The sequence below is a fragment of the Chromatiaceae bacterium genome (assembly GCA_024235395.1).
GTDB lineage: Bacteria > Pseudomonadota > Gammaproteobacteria > Chromatiales > Chromatiaceae > Thiosocius.
Window position 1 is genome coordinate 308,681 of the sequence record JACKMK010000004.1, and the last position, 14,297, is coordinate 322,977.

At 61.6% G+C, this 14,297-nt stretch carries 16 protein-coding genes; 9 read left to right on the forward strand and 7 right to left on the reverse strand.

Features of this window, described 5'->3' with window-relative positions; all coding sequences use genetic code 11:
* Positions 1-176: 176 nt before the first annotated feature.
* The 7 genes from H6955_19905 to H6955_19935 form a co-directional block, all read right to left on the reverse strand.
* A complete protein-coding gene (locus tag H6955_19905) occupies positions 177-1,649 on the reverse strand; it encodes an ATP-binding protein (GenBank protein MCP5315832.1) in 1,473 nt (490 codons plus the stop codon).
* Between the two features lie 521 nt (positions 1,650-2,170).
* Positions 2,171-4,258 carry a type III secretion system export apparatus subunit SctV gene (gene sctV / locus H6955_19910; protein MCP5315833.1) on the reverse strand — a complete coding sequence of 696 codons (2,088 nt, stop codon included), beginning with the start codon at positions 4,256-4,258 and terminating at the stop codon, positions 2,171-2,173.
* Positions 4,258-4,599, reverse strand: coding sequence for a tetratricopeptide repeat protein (locus H6955_19915; protein MCP5315834.1), 342 nt, complete (start codon positions 4,597-4,599; stop codon positions 4,258-4,260). The genes sctV and H6955_19915 overlap by 1 nt, the downstream gene beginning before the upstream one ends.
* A 16-nt stretch (positions 4,600-4,615) precedes the next feature.
* Positions 4,616-4,996, reverse strand: a complete 381-nt coding sequence (locus tag H6955_19920) for a hypothetical protein (protein MCP5315835.1) — start codon at positions 4,994-4,996, stop codon at positions 4,616-4,618.
* A 46-nt stretch (positions 4,997-5,042) separates the two neighbouring features.
* Entirely contained in the window at positions 5,043-5,417 is a 375-nt protein-coding gene (locus H6955_19925) for a CesT family type III secretion system chaperone (GenBank protein ID MCP5315836.1), read from the reverse strand.
* A complete protein-coding gene (gene sctW, locus H6955_19930; protein MCP5315837.1) occupies positions 5,414-6,484 on the reverse strand; it encodes a type III secretion system gatekeeper subunit SctW in 1,071 nt (356 codons plus the stop codon). The genes H6955_19925 and sctW overlap by 4 nt, the downstream gene beginning before the upstream one ends.
* Positions 6,485-6,542: 58 nt before the next feature.
* Positions 6,543-7,019 carry an ATP-binding protein gene (locus H6955_19935; GenBank protein ID MCP5315838.1) on the reverse strand — a complete coding sequence of 159 codons (477 nt, stop codon included), beginning with the start codon at positions 7,017-7,019 and terminating at the stop codon, positions 6,543-6,545.
* Positions 7,020-7,415: 396 nt separating this feature from the next.
* Between H6955_19935 and H6955_19940 the strand changes: the two genes are divergently transcribed.
* From H6955_19940 to sctU, 9 genes are all read left to right on the forward strand, one after another.
* Complete coding sequence (locus H6955_19940; protein ID MCP5315839.1) at positions 7,416-7,754, forward strand: STAS domain-containing protein; 339 nt, start codon at positions 7,416-7,418, stop codon at positions 7,752-7,754.
* 8 nt (positions 7,755-7,762) lie between these two features.
* Positions 7,763-9,112, forward strand: a complete 1,350-nt coding sequence (gene sctN, locus H6955_19945; GenBank protein MCP5315840.1) for a type III secretion system ATPase SctN — start codon at positions 7,763-7,765, stop codon at positions 9,110-9,112.
* A gap of 24 nt (positions 9,113-9,136) precedes the next feature.
* Positions 9,137-9,604, forward strand: coding sequence for a YscO family type III secretion system apparatus protein (locus H6955_19950; protein ID MCP5315841.1), 468 nt, complete (start codon positions 9,137-9,139; stop codon positions 9,602-9,604).
* A 10-nt stretch (positions 9,605-9,614) separates the two neighbouring features.
* Positions 9,615-10,361 carry a flagellar hook-length control protein FliK gene (locus H6955_19955; GenBank protein ID MCP5315842.1) on the forward strand — a complete coding sequence of 249 codons (747 nt, stop codon included), beginning with the start codon at positions 9,615-9,617 and terminating at the stop codon, positions 10,359-10,361.
* 15 nt (positions 10,362-10,376) lie between these two features.
* Positions 10,377-11,396: a FliM/FliN family flagellar motor switch protein gene (locus tag H6955_19960; protein ID MCP5315843.1), complete on the forward strand. Its 1,020-nt coding sequence runs from the start codon at positions 10,377-10,379 to the stop codon at positions 11,394-11,396.
* Positions 11,389-12,039 (forward strand): type III secretion system export apparatus subunit SctR, encoded by a 651-nt coding sequence (sctR, locus tag H6955_19965; protein MCP5315844.1) that lies wholly within the window; start codon positions 11,389-11,391, stop codon positions 12,037-12,039. Before H6955_19960 ends, sctR begins: the two co-directional genes overlap by 8 nt.
* 10 nt (positions 12,040-12,049) lie before the next feature.
* Positions 12,050-12,319, forward strand: coding sequence for a type III secretion system export apparatus subunit SctS (gene sctS / locus H6955_19970; GenBank protein ID MCP5315845.1), 270 nt, complete (start codon positions 12,050-12,052; stop codon positions 12,317-12,319).
* A gap of 84 nt (positions 12,320-12,403) precedes the next feature.
* Entirely contained in the window at positions 12,404-13,189 is a 786-nt protein-coding gene (sctT, locus tag H6955_19975; GenBank protein MCP5315846.1) for a type III secretion system export apparatus subunit SctT, read from the forward strand.
* The gene (gene sctU, locus H6955_19980; GenBank protein MCP5315847.1) at positions 13,186-14,247 is read left to right on the forward strand and encodes a type III secretion system export apparatus subunit SctU; all 1,062 of its coding nucleotides are present in this window, start codon (positions 13,186-13,188) and stop codon (positions 14,245-14,247) included. Before sctT ends, sctU begins: the two co-directional genes overlap by 4 nt.
* Positions 14,248-14,297: the final 50 nt, after the last annotated feature.

A 14,297-nucleotide genomic window follows, 5' to 3' on the forward strand; every position in this document is an offset into this window, starting at 1 on the left:
ACGGAAGACCGTCTTGAGATGTCACGATGAATTCGAAGACCTCGTGGGAAGGATTCGGCTTGCGACGCAGCCGATCGGCCGGGGTGTGTCCGGATACGCGCTCAATGTCCATCGCCGAACTTTGGCGCCGCGCAAGCGCAGGCGATGGCACCCGGTTCGTGATCGTGAGACAGTCCTTAGCAGTTCGACGGATCGAGTGTGGCGATGTAGCCGAGCAATTGCCGTGTTTCTTCCCGGTCAATTACCAAGTCATCGTATTCGACTTGAACGCCATTCATGTACTGCATGACCAGAGCATCGCCACCCAGGGCCTCGGGTAGCAATGCGGTAACAAAGAAGCCGAGCTTTTCCGCCTCCGCCACGCAGGTCGGCGCCGCGGGATCATGCAATGCCAAATATAGTTCGACAACCCTTGTCTCGTCGTGGCGCACTCTGCGAAGCTCTTTCTTCAGGGCATCACCAAAATCAGCGCCCAGCCGCGTCACGTGTATTTCCGACAATGATCGAATGCTGTCAACGGATACGTGAAACAATGTTTCGCCTTCGGGCGCGCATGCGGCGTCGTTTCCGATCAGTGTCACCCCTAATCGTTCGTAGATAGCAGTGAGAAAGCCCTTGTGCCGTTCAGGAAGGTAACGGGATCGCGCCTCCGGCGGCTCAAGATACTTGAAGCCCAATATGTCGGAGTTGCGCTGAGCGAGGTGGTCACGAATGCCCTTGAACGAAAGACTCTTGGGCGAATGCAACAGCAGGAATCCGGTAGCGACATAGCCGAGCCTAGCGCAGAATCTCTGCGTGTAGGGGTGGCTGGTAACCGCTTTGACCTGCAGACCCTTGTGACTTAGCTTCGCGGCTTCTCCTTCAAGAAACTCTGCCAAACCCAGAGCAAAGCCATAACCACGATACTTCTGCTTGGTCACCGCCACGCCGATCTCCGGCGGGAGGTGATCACGGAAGACCAACGCAAAGTGTCCTCCGATTTCGTCGGTCTGCTTCACCACGGCTACTGCGGAACGCAGGGTGCCACTGCTGTTCATCGCAGTGATACGTTCTGGGTAATAAACGTAGTCACCCGCATAGGAATAGCCGTAGCAATCGTAAACGGTACGAGCTATTTCAATCGACTCGTCAGGACGTGCCAAGCGGATCAAAAAATCAAGATCGGGCCGGCCCTTCTGTTCCGGCAAAGGCGCTGGATCGGGGGCAACAGCCTCGCCGTCTCCCACGAGACCTTTGCGCAGAAATCTTGAAAAGCGGGTTTCTTTGCCATCTCTTCCTCGGTTGATGAAGTCAAACCGATCGGTGAACTGCTCGACCAGGAATCGCGACAGACCGTCACCGGTCTGATGGCTGAGATCGGAGTCAGGATGAAAATCCGGTTCCAGGCGGAGATCCCAGGGGAGCCCCTGGTCGCACACGGCGACCGTGATGCCGCCGCCGTCATCGGTGATGTGAATTTCGAACTCCGCTTCCTCACCATTCGGGAACGCATTCCTCATCACCAACGCGATGATTTCCTCCATCGCGAGTTCGATCTGGATCTGGTCATGCCTTTCGAAGCCACATTTTTCGCTCACTTGACGCAGAAAGGCCAAAGCGGCTGGAAGGTACGAAATATCGTTAGTCAGACGGATCGAGCATGTGGCCATGGTGTTCTCGGAACCGAGTGCGATGGGCCCCTGGGTTTAGATCGCCACACAAGTGAAATCCTCATGCGCGTCTGAACCATCCCAACTGGTGCTTGCGGGACAAAGTAAACCGCACCTGGCGCGCGTCGTCCAGGCTGGGCGTTGCCACCCGGCATGTGTCCAAGCATTGCAGGGAAGTCCACACCCAAGCTCGACCGGTCCACACAGGGCGTGTGGCTGCGCGTCCGCAATCCAAACCTCACCGCTTCCGGGATAGGGCATGTTCACACTGCACGCAGCAACGCCGGTGTGTACGTAGTGCGAAGAGGCCCTAAACCGTCTGAAATCTATGCGGACAAACTTTCCTGTGTGCCTCGGTTCGGTTTATGGGTCGACGCAACTTCGGTTGGCGAGATCCCGACTGGCGTATCAGCCACCGCACCCGTTGGCGATTCAACGGTTGCCGTGCCGTGTCAGTTATCCCGCGGATTCGGTTCCTGAGCGGTTTGAAATCCGGCACATCGGTACTGGCGCCGTCACCGCTACATACTGATTTTCTCCAGCGGCTGCACGGATATCTCCTGGGTGAGTTCCTGATACGAGAGTACCGGTAGTTCGTAGAGGTCCATCTCGATGAGTTTTCGCACGTAACGGCGGATATCCATGGACACCACCAGCACAGGCCGGCTTCGTCCCGGACCCAGCTGACCCACGGACTGCTGCACCTGGGAGACAAACCGCCGCGTAACATCCGGGTCCAGGGCCAGGTAGCTGCCCGCCGACGTTTGACGGATACCATCGCGGATCATGTCCTCCACGTCCGGCGAAACGAGGAATGCAGGCAGCAGGTTCTGGCCGCTGCTGTACTTGTAGCTGATGTAACGCTTGAGGCTGCCTCGGATATATTCGGTGAGCAACACCGTATCCTTTTCTTTCTGTCCCCACTCAACCAAAGCCTCGAGAATGGTACGCAGGTTGCGGATGGATATCTCCTCGGAGACCAGTCGCTGAAACACCTCGGTGATCTTCTGGATAGGCAGAACGCGCTGAACCTCCCTGACCAGTTCAGCGAATCCACCCTCCATTTCGCTCAATAGGTAACGGGTTTCCTGAATGCCGACAAAGTCCTCGGCGTACTTTCTGAGCACAAACGAAAGGTGAAACGTAAGTACCTGGGGCGCGTCCAGATAGGCCAGCCCCGCCCGCTTCATCGGATCGCGGTAGCGGTCTGCGACCCAGATGGTTGGAACCCCAGGGAGAAAGGGGTCATCCTTTTCGTACCGGACGCCGAGCATGCGTAGATTGTCTTCATCCTCGCGGGAAAACAGGTAGCCGGGCCTGAGCCGGCCCTGGCTCATTGGGGTCTCCTGCACCAGGATCTGGTAGGTGTCAGCATCCAGGTTGGCGTTGTAGCGGAGGTGTATGCCCGGAAATGGCACGCCCAGGTCCAGGTAGAGGGCCTGGCGGACCTTGACGAGCTCGTCGTTCAATGCGCTGGCGTGCACCGTCTGTTCCAGGGACCCTGCGACGTCCATCAGAAGCGGCACAGTCAGGGAAAACTCGTCCCCCTCGGTGGATCCGGGGCGAGCCGCCCTCTCCCCCTGCCCAGCCGGCGCAAAAGCCGCCACCTGCGACCTGTCTTCCGCAGATGGACGCTGGTTCATGTTCAGCAACGTGTACCCGATACCTGCCAGAAAGATCCCCAGCGCCACGAACACGGCGCTGGGAAAACCGGGTACCAGCGCAAAGCCGAACATCAGTATGCCCCCAATGAGCAAAGCCCTCGGTTGGGCGAGCACCTGGGAGCCAATGTCGGCCCCAAGGTTGGTGGACTCCTCCGTGGTGACCCGGGTGACGATGACCCCGGCCGTGATGGCGATGAGAAGGGCCGGTATCTGTGCAACCAGACCGTCTCCGATGGTCAGGATGGAATAGGTAGACACTGCCTCTTCTGCAGACATGCCGCGCTGCAGCGTGCCGATCGAGATACCGCCGATGATGTTCACCGCGGTGATGATCAGCCCAGCTACGGCGTCGCCCTTGACGAACTTCATGGCGCCGTCCATCGAGCCATACAGCTGACTCTCCTTCTCGACGTTGCCACGGCGACGCCGCGCCTCTTGCATGTCGATCAGCCCGGCTCTCATGTCCCCGTCGATGCTCATCTGCTTGCCTGGCATGGCGTCCAGGGAAAACCTTGCCCCAACCTCCGCAACGCGTTCTGCCCCCTTTGTGATGACCATGAACTGGACAATGGTGATGATGAGGAAGATGACCGCGCCCACCGCAAAATTGCCGGCAACCACGAAGTTGCCGAATGCGAAGATGATGTCGCCGGCGTCCGCCTGCAGCAGGATCAGGCGCGTAGTGGTAATGGCCAACGCAAGACGGAACAGTGTGGTAATAAGGAGTACCGCCGGGAAAGCGGAAAATGCCAGTGGAGAAGGAATGTAGACAGCGATCATCAGCAGCACGATGCCAATGGTCATGTTGGTGGCGATGAGCGAATCCACCAACCAGGTCGGAAGCGGCAACACGATCATGAAAATGATCGCCACGACCAGCACTGCCAGCATCACGTCCGCTCGGCGGGTGACCCTGATCAGCAGGGACTGGGCGGCATCCAACATTATCGGTCCTCGCTCAACTCGAGATACCGGGCGAAGCTCTCTCTGGCTTCATCGTCGCGGCCCATTCCGATCAGGGCACGTCCCCGGATCAGGAGAATGGGAGACGTAGAGGGATCTACTGCCGACAGCCGCAGGAAGCGTTCTGTAGCTGCTAGGGCATCTTCATGGCGGCCTGCTCGCAGGTAAGCAAGGCTCAGGGCCTTGATTACCTCGCGCCGGTCGGGCTCAATATCGTCCAACCCCTCCAGCACAACCCGCGCCTTTTCCAACTGCCCCTGGCCGATGAACATGTCGGCCAGAAGCAACAATGCCTCGCGCTGTTGATCAGTCCACAGATGCATGGTTCCAGCGCAAGTATCAGACGCCCAGCAATGCGTTGCGGTAATGATGAAGCAGGTCACGCAATGCCAGCTCCCCGTCCAGCAGATCCCCCAACGCCCTGCGGGCCGGATTGTTCGAAGGCGCCAGGTCGCGCCTCAATGCCTCGGCAGCCTCGCGTACCAGGGACTCGAACCGGGTGGGCGCCAGTACCGACGGATCCGATGGGCGCGGGCTCACAAAGGCGCGTGCCTTCCGCTCCAGACCAGAATCCGGAAACAACTCCTTGACACGATGGCGAACCTGACCACCGGTCAGCTCTACCGGAGCTTGGTGAGGCAATTCGGCGCGCCGCTTCTCGTAGCGTTCCACGTACTCGAGTCCCAGCTCCGGCCTGAAACCACCGATCTTGTCTGTCATAACAAAGGGGTCTCCGATGCTTTGCCTGTATCGCGCGCGGGCCGCATCAGGCTCGCACCTTCTCGTGAAGGTCGCTTAGCAGCTCCAGTACCCGCTCGATTTCCGGGAGGGTGACCTGCTCGGACGGCAAGCGGACCAGAAAAACCAGCGTGCGTTCCGCGCGCAGACCTGGATGCACGGGGTACGCCAGACCCTGGCTATAGTGGCAGAGGCCGAGCGCCTTCTCCAGAACAGCGGCCCGGTCGGCGCCCAAATCGATATCGCGCGCCAAGTAAACCAGCAGTATCTCATCGCGGTCTTCCACGTAAAGGCTCCCGCGGCGGTCAAAACGCAGCGCCAGCGGGCGGCCCTCGGGCATCGCCAGCCCCTCGATCCCGAGGCTGCGACCGAGTTCGGCGACCACCTCCTGGTTGGTGTTCAATCGCTTCCCTCCTCTTCCTCGCGTTCGATTGCCTGATCCATGGCAAACTGCACGGCGTCAACCAGACCGTCGCGTTGCTGCAGATCGGCGTAAGCCTTGAGTGGCACCAGCCGTGCCAGTTCCTTGAACTCGCGCAGAAACGCGATCTCTCTATCCATGGCCTGCACGCCCATGCGCCCAGGAATCGGGCTCACCTGTTCGGGACGCAGCCACTTGTTCTGCATCAGATCCAGCAGCTCTTTCAGCAGCGCCGCGCCACCGGGCGCGACGTCGACCGTATCGCCTCGCACCCGCTTCAGCAGCCCGTCGCAGCGCTCTATCAGACCACCAAGCAACTCCAGCCGGTACATGTCGTCGATCACCGCCTGCAGCTTGGGTTTGTCGATAGAGCTACCGGACGCACCCATGTCCGCCGCCAGGGCGCTGACAAGGAACTTCAAGGCCGCGGGCAATCCGTCCGCGCCGTACTTGTCCTCCAGCGCGGAGAACGCCTGCGAGATCCCCTGATAATCCAGCACCGCGTCCTTATACGTCCCGCGCAGGTCACCGACCGTGCCCAGACCCTCGCCAGCCGCCTCGGTTGCCGCGGCGGAGATGTTCAACGCGGCCCGCACCTCGGGGCCGTGGTCCTTCATCAGCTGTTGCAGTGCCCCCTCCGCGATGCGAATCCGTTCGCCCTGCGCACCCCTTGCCTTCAGGCCCTCGACCAAGGCGGTCAGTGCCGCGTACTGATGCGCAGGGTCTTTGAACTCCTGCCGGGCGCGCTCCCCAAGTCGGTGGGAATTGGCGTGGCGAAGGCGCATGAGGATGGCAACGACCCGGCGGAGTTCCTTATTGTTCAGATCCCCCAGCTGGTCCATCAGCTCCTGCACGCGCTTGACGTTGAGGACGAGGTTGAGTTGGTCCGCCAACCTGCCTTCCTCTACGTCGCGCTCCGCAAGGTCCTTTTCCTGTCCCTCCTCCGCGGTTTCCGTCAGTTCTTCAAGCGCATCCTCGACCAGGGACGACTCATCCGGGATCGCGGCAACCTGCTCGCCCCGGTAGTTGCCTTCGAGCGGGCTCTGCATGGACTGGCTTCCGATGGAACCTCCAGAGCCGGCCACACCTGTGGGACCTGTTCGAACTCTATCTGTCACCTGATTTCTGCCCCCGGGAACCCGCGCCGCCGGACGCGCGGATTCGCATGTCCACGATCAGTCGGTTGCGTCCGGCTTCCCGACGGTACTCCAGGCGGTCGGCCAGTGCATGAAGAATGACCAGCCCCTGGTGGCCGGGTTCCCGTTCCAGCGGCGAGCCTGCCGGTTCCGCCTGCGGCGCCAGGGGGTCGAATGCAATGCCGTCGTCGGTCACCTCCATCCGAACCAGATCACCGGTCTGGCTCACCGCGAGCTCGAGCACATGCTCACCACCGTCGGGGAACCCGTGGGCGATCACGTTGCTCAGCACTTCGTCCATACAGACCAGCAGATCATGTGTTTCCCGCGCGCGAATCCCGGCGACGTCCAACGCACGGCCGACCTCAGCCGCAGCCTCGCGGATCCGGGCGCGGTCGTTGGTCAGGACCAGACGCAGATTCAGCGGCGCCGTGGGTGGACGGGCCATGCCATGACGCCTCCCGGAGCGGATCCTTTGAAGTCGCGTTCCTCAAGAACCTCGCCAAGAGTGTAGGTGATGAGAACGCGGGGGAACATGTCGGCTCGCTCGGGGTCCGGAACGGAACCCGGCAATCCCATTCCGCATCTCTGCTTGGCCCTGCAGCACATTGTTGGAGCATGCGCTGCCGGTGATCCGGGAGGTCCGGCGCCAGGCCCGTTGGCCGGCCGGGTAGGTGGGCCGCAACCGGGCGCTGAAATCACCGGCACGCCCCCCGGGGGAACGGGCCATGAACCGATCGGAATTCATCGCACCGTGCCATCCCGAGGCCACGGAAAGCGACGATTCGAGCTAGAGTTCCCTTGATGAGCTCCGTACGAGTATCGCCGAATTGGACGTATTTCCGTGCAGATCAACGAACAAATCCTTGAACGGGCAACCCTGGTGAGTACCCACGGACCTCTCGATAGCAGCAGCTCCCCCCAGTTGGAGAAATGGCTGGAGCGACTGACCGCGAACGGCGGCACCTCCATCGTGCTCGACCTCGCCGGCACGGACTACGTGAGCAGCGCCGGGCTCCGGGTCATGCTGTCGACCGTCAAGGCACTGCGAGGCAGCGAACGCCGCTTCCTGCTTTGCGGGGTAAACGACGACGTCATGGGAGTGCTCGCCGTGACTGGGTTTGACCGCTTTATCACCATCGCCGGCGACGCCGAGCAGGCGCTCGCGACGCTTTCAAGTTAGCAAACCCCATGAGTTCCATCCCATTCCATGACGGGCATCACGGCCTTCGTTACATCACCGACTCCCTGGAGCGGGTAGTGGAAGACACGCAGCTCCTTGGCATCCGTGGGAGGGTAACCGAGGTTACCGGGACCATCATAAAGGCCGTCGCCCCGAACGCCCGGGTCGGGGAGCTTTGCATCCTGCGCAACCCGGCAGACGGATTCACGCTCGACGCCGAGGTCGTGGGCTTCAGCGGCCAAGAGGCCCTGCTCACGCCGATGGGTGAGATGTACGGCGTCTCGACGGCCACCGAGGTAGTCCCGACCGGGCGTATGCACATGATCCCCGTCGGCCCGGGTCTGCTCGGCCGCGTAGTGGACGGAATGGGCCGTCCGCTCGACTCCGCCTCCAAAGGTGCGCTAGAGGCGGCCGAGCACTACCCGGTCTACCGCGACGCCCCGGATCCCCTGTCGCGCAACATCATCAGTACGTCGATGGCGCTAGGCGTGCGCGCCATCGACGGTTTCCTGACCTGTGGTGAAGGCCAGCGCATGGGGATCTTCGCCGCCGCCGGCGGTGGCAAGAGCACCCTACTCTCGATGCTCGTGAAGGGCGCGGACGTGGACGTAACGGTACTTGCTCTGATCGGCGAGCGGGGCCGTGAGGTGCGCGAATTCATCGAGCATGATCTGGGCCCCGAGGGCGCCGCAAAGTCCGTGATCGTCGTGGCCACATCCGACCGGCCCTCGATGGAAAGGGCCAAGGCGGCCTACGTCTCCACCTCGATCGCGGAGTACTTTCGCGACCAAGGGAAACGCGTGCTGCTGCTTATGGACTCGGTCACCCGTTTCGCCCGAGCCCAGCGTGAAATTGGCCTCGCCGCGGGCGAACCACCGACGCGCCGCGGATTCCCACCCTCGGTGTTCGCGACCCTGCCCCGCTTGATGGAGCGAGCGGGCCAATCGGACACGGGCTTCATCACCGCCCTGTACACTGTTCTGGTGGAGGGTGACGACATGACCGAGCCGGTGGCCGATGAGACCCGATCGATCCTCGACGGACACATCATCCTGTCGCGCAAGCTGGCGGCCGGCAATCACTACCCGGCCATCGACGTGTTGGAGAGTGTGAGCCGGGTCATGAACGCCATCGTGCCACCGGAGCACAAAAAGGCCGCCAATCGGGCCCGGGAACTGCTGGCAAAGTACGCCGAGGTGGAGCTCCTGGTGAAGATCGGCGAGTACAAGCCGGGCAGCGACGCCCTCGCCGACGAGGCCTTGGCCAAGCGGGACGCCATCAACGGCTTCCTGCGCCAGAAGACGCAGGAACAAGCGGTGTTCGAGGACACCGTGGCCGCTCTGGAGCGGCTGGTTTAAACTCTGGCGACCACGCACGAGAACATGTACGAGGATCTGCTGCGCATCAAGGATTTCCGCGAGCAAGGCGCCTCGACAGAGGTCACCCGCCGCCACCGGACGTTGGACGAGCGCACCGCGGACGCAGAACGCGTGCGCCAGGAGCGGGAGACCTTCCACGTGCGCCGCCTGGCGCGGGAGAAGCAGCTGTTCGACGACCTCCGGGGGCGTGCCGTGGGTCTGCGGGAGTTGGAGGAGATGAACCAGCGGGTATCCGCCATGCGCGAGCACGAGGCGGAAATGGAGACCCGCGTAGTGGAGGCGAATCGCCAGGTCGAGCAGGCCCGCGCGGACCTCCAGGACGCGCGCGCCAAGCATTCGGAGAGCGTGCGCGAGTTGGAGAAGTTCCGGGAATTCATCAAGATCCAGAACGAAGCCGAACGGCGCGAACAGGCGCGGCGCGAAGAGAACGAGGTCGAGGAGCAGGTGAGCGCCAGTTATCGGCAACCATGAGGCCGCCAGCATGACCAAGATCGACGACTCGGGACCCGGGCGGATCAATCCCTTCCCACCGGAATCGACACGGACTGCGGCCGACGCCGCGATCGGGACACAGGACAGCCAGCGCTTCTCCGAGTTGCTGAATCCGGATTCCGCCGACGGCGGTGAGCGGCAGACCGGGAATGGCAACGCCGGCGGCGACGCCCCATCCGCGCGGCCCGACGAACGTTCCCCCGCGCAGAGCAAGGAAGAGGGAGAACAGGGATCTTCGAGCGAATCCGGGGACCGAAAAGGGACGAAGCGTGAAGCGGAAGCCGGTGCGACGGCTGCAACGGACATCGCCGGTGATCGAATCCTGCGCAACATCTTGGGAGAGGCGGGTGAGGTGCAGCCCCAGCGGCCGGCGGGTGCGGAAGGGATCTCCGAACTCGCGGCCCGGATCGCAGATCGGATTTTGGTCATGGAACCCTCGTCCGCCACCGGGTCCGAGATACGTATACGTCTTGACGGCCCGGCCTTCCGGGGTACGGAGATCACCGTCAACCGCGCTCATGGGGAGATCAGCATCCGCCTGTCCGCGCCGAACCCGGCGATCGCCCAGCAACTGCAGTCCCACGCCGAGGGCCTTCAGCAGGCGGTCACCGCGCGGGTGCACGCACCCGTACGAGTCAGCGTGACCACCGAGTCGGGCGCCGACGGGGGGGACAACGCCGATGGCCGCTCCCGAAACAGGCGCGACCTGTATCAAGAATGGAAGCCCGAAGACTGAGCACTCGCCGAGCCAATGAACCAGGTCCAAGCTGCGCGATTCCCACAAGTTTCCGGCCTCCAGGCCAAGCTCGACAACCTGCTGATCAGTCGTCGCCCGCGGCTGCAGCTCGCGACCGATGACGACCTTGCCGTGGTGGAACTGCGGCCCGGAGCGGATCTCCGCAGCGATCTGCAGCATTATCCATTGCGGGCGGGAGATGCCAGCCTGTGGATCGCCGTCGCACCAGGCGTCGTCGCCCGACTCGGCAGTCCGTGGCTCGACGGCGGACCACGGCTGGAAGAGTTGCCCGCTACACTGCGTTCGGCAGCTCTGGCGGCCGCGCTCTCCCCCCTATTGGACGCGATTGCATCCCAACTCGGCATTTCCGCGACACTGCGAGACGACGGCGACGACCCTCCCACGGATGCCACTGTCCTATCACTCGCCTGGGAATCCGCCCGCCTGCCCGAGGGTCTCATCTACCTCGACGCGCGGGTGACAGCAGCCCTGTGTGACGCTCTGCAAGACATGGATCCGGTGGAAAATGGACTGGACGAGACAACGGTCTCGTCGGACCTCGCCCTGGAGGTTGCGAATATCGCACTTACCGTCGAAGAGTTGCGTGCGCTGTCCCGCGGAGACATCCTGGTGCTGCCGCCAGAAACGCCGCCACCCGGCAGCACCTTGATCCTCCGCCTCCCCGGCCGGGCGGTCGCTCAAGCACGCCTGGAAAACAACACCCTTGTAGTTGAACGGCTGCTGGAGACTGCCATGGTCGACGACGATGATCGAAAAGCACCGATTTCCGCAGACGACCAGCCCGCTGCCGACGACCTGGAGATCCGCCTGGACTTCGACCTCGGAAGCCTGTCGATCCCCCTGTCCGAGCTGCGTCAGCTGGGTCCCGACTCGACCATCGAGTTGGAATCGATCCCGGACGGCCAGGTGCGCATCCGCTCCGGCCGCCAGGTCATCGGCTCCGGCGAACTGGTGCAGATCGACGACCGCCTCGCCGTACGGGTGAAGTCATTATTTGGATCGCACCGTGGATAGCTTGCCGGATCCACTGTTCATCTTCGCCGGCCTGGCGTTGGTGGGCATGGTCCCCTTCATCGCGGTGATGGCCACGTCCTTCGTCAAGATCGCGATCGTCCTCTCCCTGGTGCGCAACGCCCTCGGCGTGCAGCAGATTCCCCCCAACATTGCGCTGCACGGTATCGCCTTGATCCTCACCATATACATCATGGCGCCGGTGTTCATGAACGCCTACCTAAAGCTAGCCGATCAAAACCTGACGAATTTGTCGACGACCGAGCTCGCCACAGTGGTGACGGACGCCACTCAATCCTACCGTGCCTTCCTCAGCAAACACGCAGCCACCAGCGACAAGCAGTTCTTCGTGGATACCGCACGCCAGCTCTGGCCCGAGGAGTTCTCGAGTGGTGTGAGCAAAGAAGACATCATGGTACTGATCCCGGCCTTCACGATCGGTGAACTCAAAACAGCATTCGAGGTCGGGTTCCTCCTCTACCTGCCGTTCATCGCAGTCGACTTGGTGGTATCCAACATCCTGCTGGCCATGGGGATGATGATGGTCTCACCGATGACGATCTCGCTGCCCTTCAAACTGCTGCTGTTCGTGCTCCTCGACGGATGGACACGCCTCATCCACGGCTTGGTGCTCACCTACCAGTAGGAGACCGCAGATGAATCAGGCACAAGTGATCGAATACGCCACCAACGCACTGCTGCTGGTGCTTTACTTGTCGCTCCCGCCAATTATCGCAGCGGCCACCGTCGGCACCCTGGTCAGCCTGATGCAGGCTCTGACCCAGATCCAGGAGCAAACGCTGTCGTTCGGCATCAAGCTTTTCGTGGTGGTCATCACCATCTTCCTCACCGCACAGTGGCTCGGCACGGAATTGTTCCAGTTCGCCTTTCGGATCTTCAACGAGTTCCACGCGGTGCAGCGATGACCATGTGCCCGCATCCCACGAACCCGCGTCAACGGTGCGCCGCAGGCCGGGACCGGACGCAGGCAGCGTGACGACCAACCAGCGATGAACGAATTCTCGGACTTCGGCCGGGCTCTGCTGATCTACAGCTTCTGCATACCAAGGATCCTGGGGGCCCTCATCCTGCTGCCGGTGTTCAGCAGCCAAATCGTCAGCGGCATGCTCCGCAACGGCATCGCATTCAATCTGGCCCTGTTCGCCTACCCGCTGGCGGCAGCGACGGCCCCAGGAGAAGGTGTGAATCTGGTTTGGGGTCTGGCCGTGATGTTCAAGGAAATGGTCCTCGGCCTGGTCATCGGGTTCGGCGCCGCCGTCCTTTTCTGGGCCGCCGAGTCCACGGGATTCTTCATCGACAACCAGCGCGGCTCCACCATGGCCAGCTCCCTCGATCCGCTGACCGGCTCGCAGACCTCGCCCCTGGGGAACCTGCTGGTGCAGACGCTGACGGTCATTTTCTTCGTCGGTGGGGGTTTCGTGATCTTTCTCGGACTCGTCTACAAAAGTTTCCTGGTATGGCCGATCTTCTCGTTCTTCCCCGGCATTTCGGAGGACGGCTCTCTCTATTTCCTCGGGCTGTTGGACAAGATCGTGGCGCTGGCAGTACTGCTCGCCGCACCGGCGATCATCGCCATGTTCCTATCCGAATTTTCGCTCGGGCTGGTCAGTCGCTTCGCCCCGCAACTGAACGTGTTCTTTCTGTCGATGCCTGTCAAAAGTGGCGTGGCCATCTTCATGCTCGCGCTCTATGCCGGCATCCTACTCACGCAGTTCGGCGACGAACTCTACGAAATCGCCACGCACTTCCACATGCTGGAGGCGCTGCTGAAGTGAGCGAAAAGACAGAACAACCCACACCCAAGAAGCTACGCGACGCCCGCAAAAAGGGACAGGTCGCCTCCAGCAAGGAGATCTCGTCCGCCGCCCTGATTTTGTCCATGCTGGCCCTGCTCTGGGGCATGTCCGACATGTACATGGACATGCTGAGGGAGATGATCCTACTGCCCACCGAGTACCTCGGCGCCGAATTCCGCTTCGCCCTGCACCAGGTCTTGCACGGCGTCTTCTCGATCGCTGCCAAACTGGTCATTCCGGTCATCCTGCTGGTGATCGTAGTGTCGGTGCTGTCCCACGTCTTTCAGTACGGCCTGCTATTCGCCCTACAGTCCCTCAAACCGGACATCAACAAGCTCAACCCCATGCAGGGGGTGAAGAAGATCGTCTCGCTGAAGAATCTGGTCGAGTTCGCCAAGAGTGTCTTCAAGATCCTGTTCCTCTCCATCCTCCTTTTCCTCGTGATCCGCAGCGCCCTACCGGACTTGGTGAAGATCACGCGTTGCGGCCTCGGCTGCATCCCGGTGGTCCTAGGTGCATTGTTGAAGATTCTCGTCATCAACGCGGCGTTCGTATTCATTATCATTGCGGCGGCGGATTTCGTGTTTCAGAAGTTCCTGTTCATCAAGAAGATGAAAATGACCAAGGAAGAGGTCAAAAGGGAATACAAGGAGATGGAAGGTGATCCCTTCATCAAAGGAAAACGCAGGCAGCTCCATCAGGAGATGCTGGCAGAAAGCGTGGTACACAGCGTGAAACATTCGAGTGTCGTCATTACCAATCCCACCCGCATCGCCATTGCCCTCGATTACCGCGAAGGTGAGACGCCACTGCCCATCGTCCGCGCCAAGGGCGAGAACCTGATCGCCAAACGGATTATCGAGATCGCCAGGGAGGAAGGCATCCCGGTGATGGAGAACGTTCCGCTTGCCCGCGCCTTGCACGAGCAGACGCGGGTGGACCAGTACATCCCGCCGGACCTGATCGAGGCCGTGGCCGAAGTCCTACGATGGGTCCAGCGACTGGAACAGCAGAAGGCGGCGAAACTCGGGGAATAGGTGGCGCCAACGCCGACCGATGGCAGCTCACAAGGCCGCAACGAAGAGAT

Excerpts from the sequence above, each read along its gene's own strand:
- H6955_19905 (MCP5315832.1), bottom strand. The coding sequence starts at position 1,649 with ATGGCCACATGCTCGATCCGTCTGACTAACGATATTTCGTACCTTCCA.
- sctV (MCP5315833.1), bottom strand. The coding sequence starts at position 4,258 with ATGTTGGATGCCGCCCAGTCCCTGCTGATCAGGGTCACCCGCCGAGCG.
- H6955_19915 (MCP5315834.1), bottom strand. The coding sequence starts at position 4,599 with ATGCATCTGTGGACTGATCAACAGCGCGAGGCATTGTTGCTTCTGGCC.
- H6955_19920 (MCP5315835.1), bottom strand. The coding sequence starts at position 4,996 with ATGACAGACAAGATCGGTGGTTTCAGGCCGGAGCTGGGACTCGAGTAC.
- sctW (MCP5315837.1), bottom strand. The coding sequence starts at position 6,484 with ATGCAGAGCCCGCTCGAAGGCAACTACCGGGGCGAGCAGGTTGCCGCG.
- H6955_19935 (MCP5315838.1), bottom strand. The coding sequence starts at position 7,019 with ATGGCCCGTCCACCCACGGCGCCGCTGAATCTGCGTCTGGTCCTGACC.
- sctN (MCP5315840.1), top strand. The coding sequence starts at position 7,763 with ATGAGTTCCATCCCATTCCATGACGGGCATCACGGCCTTCGTTACATC.
- H6955_19950 (MCP5315841.1), top strand. The coding sequence starts at position 9,137 with ATGTACGAGGATCTGCTGCGCATCAAGGATTTCCGCGAGCAAGGCGCC.
- H6955_19955 (MCP5315842.1), top strand. The coding sequence starts at position 9,615 with ATGACCAAGATCGACGACTCGGGACCCGGGCGGATCAATCCCTTCCCA.
- H6955_19960 (MCP5315843.1), top strand. The coding sequence starts at position 10,377 with ATGAACCAGGTCCAAGCTGCGCGATTCCCACAAGTTTCCGGCCTCCAG.
- sctS (MCP5315845.1), top strand. The coding sequence starts at position 12,050 with ATGAATCAGGCACAAGTGATCGAATACGCCACCAACGCACTGCTGCTG.
- sctT (MCP5315846.1), top strand. The coding sequence starts at position 12,404 with ATGAACGAATTCTCGGACTTCGGCCGGGCTCTGCTGATCTACAGCTTC.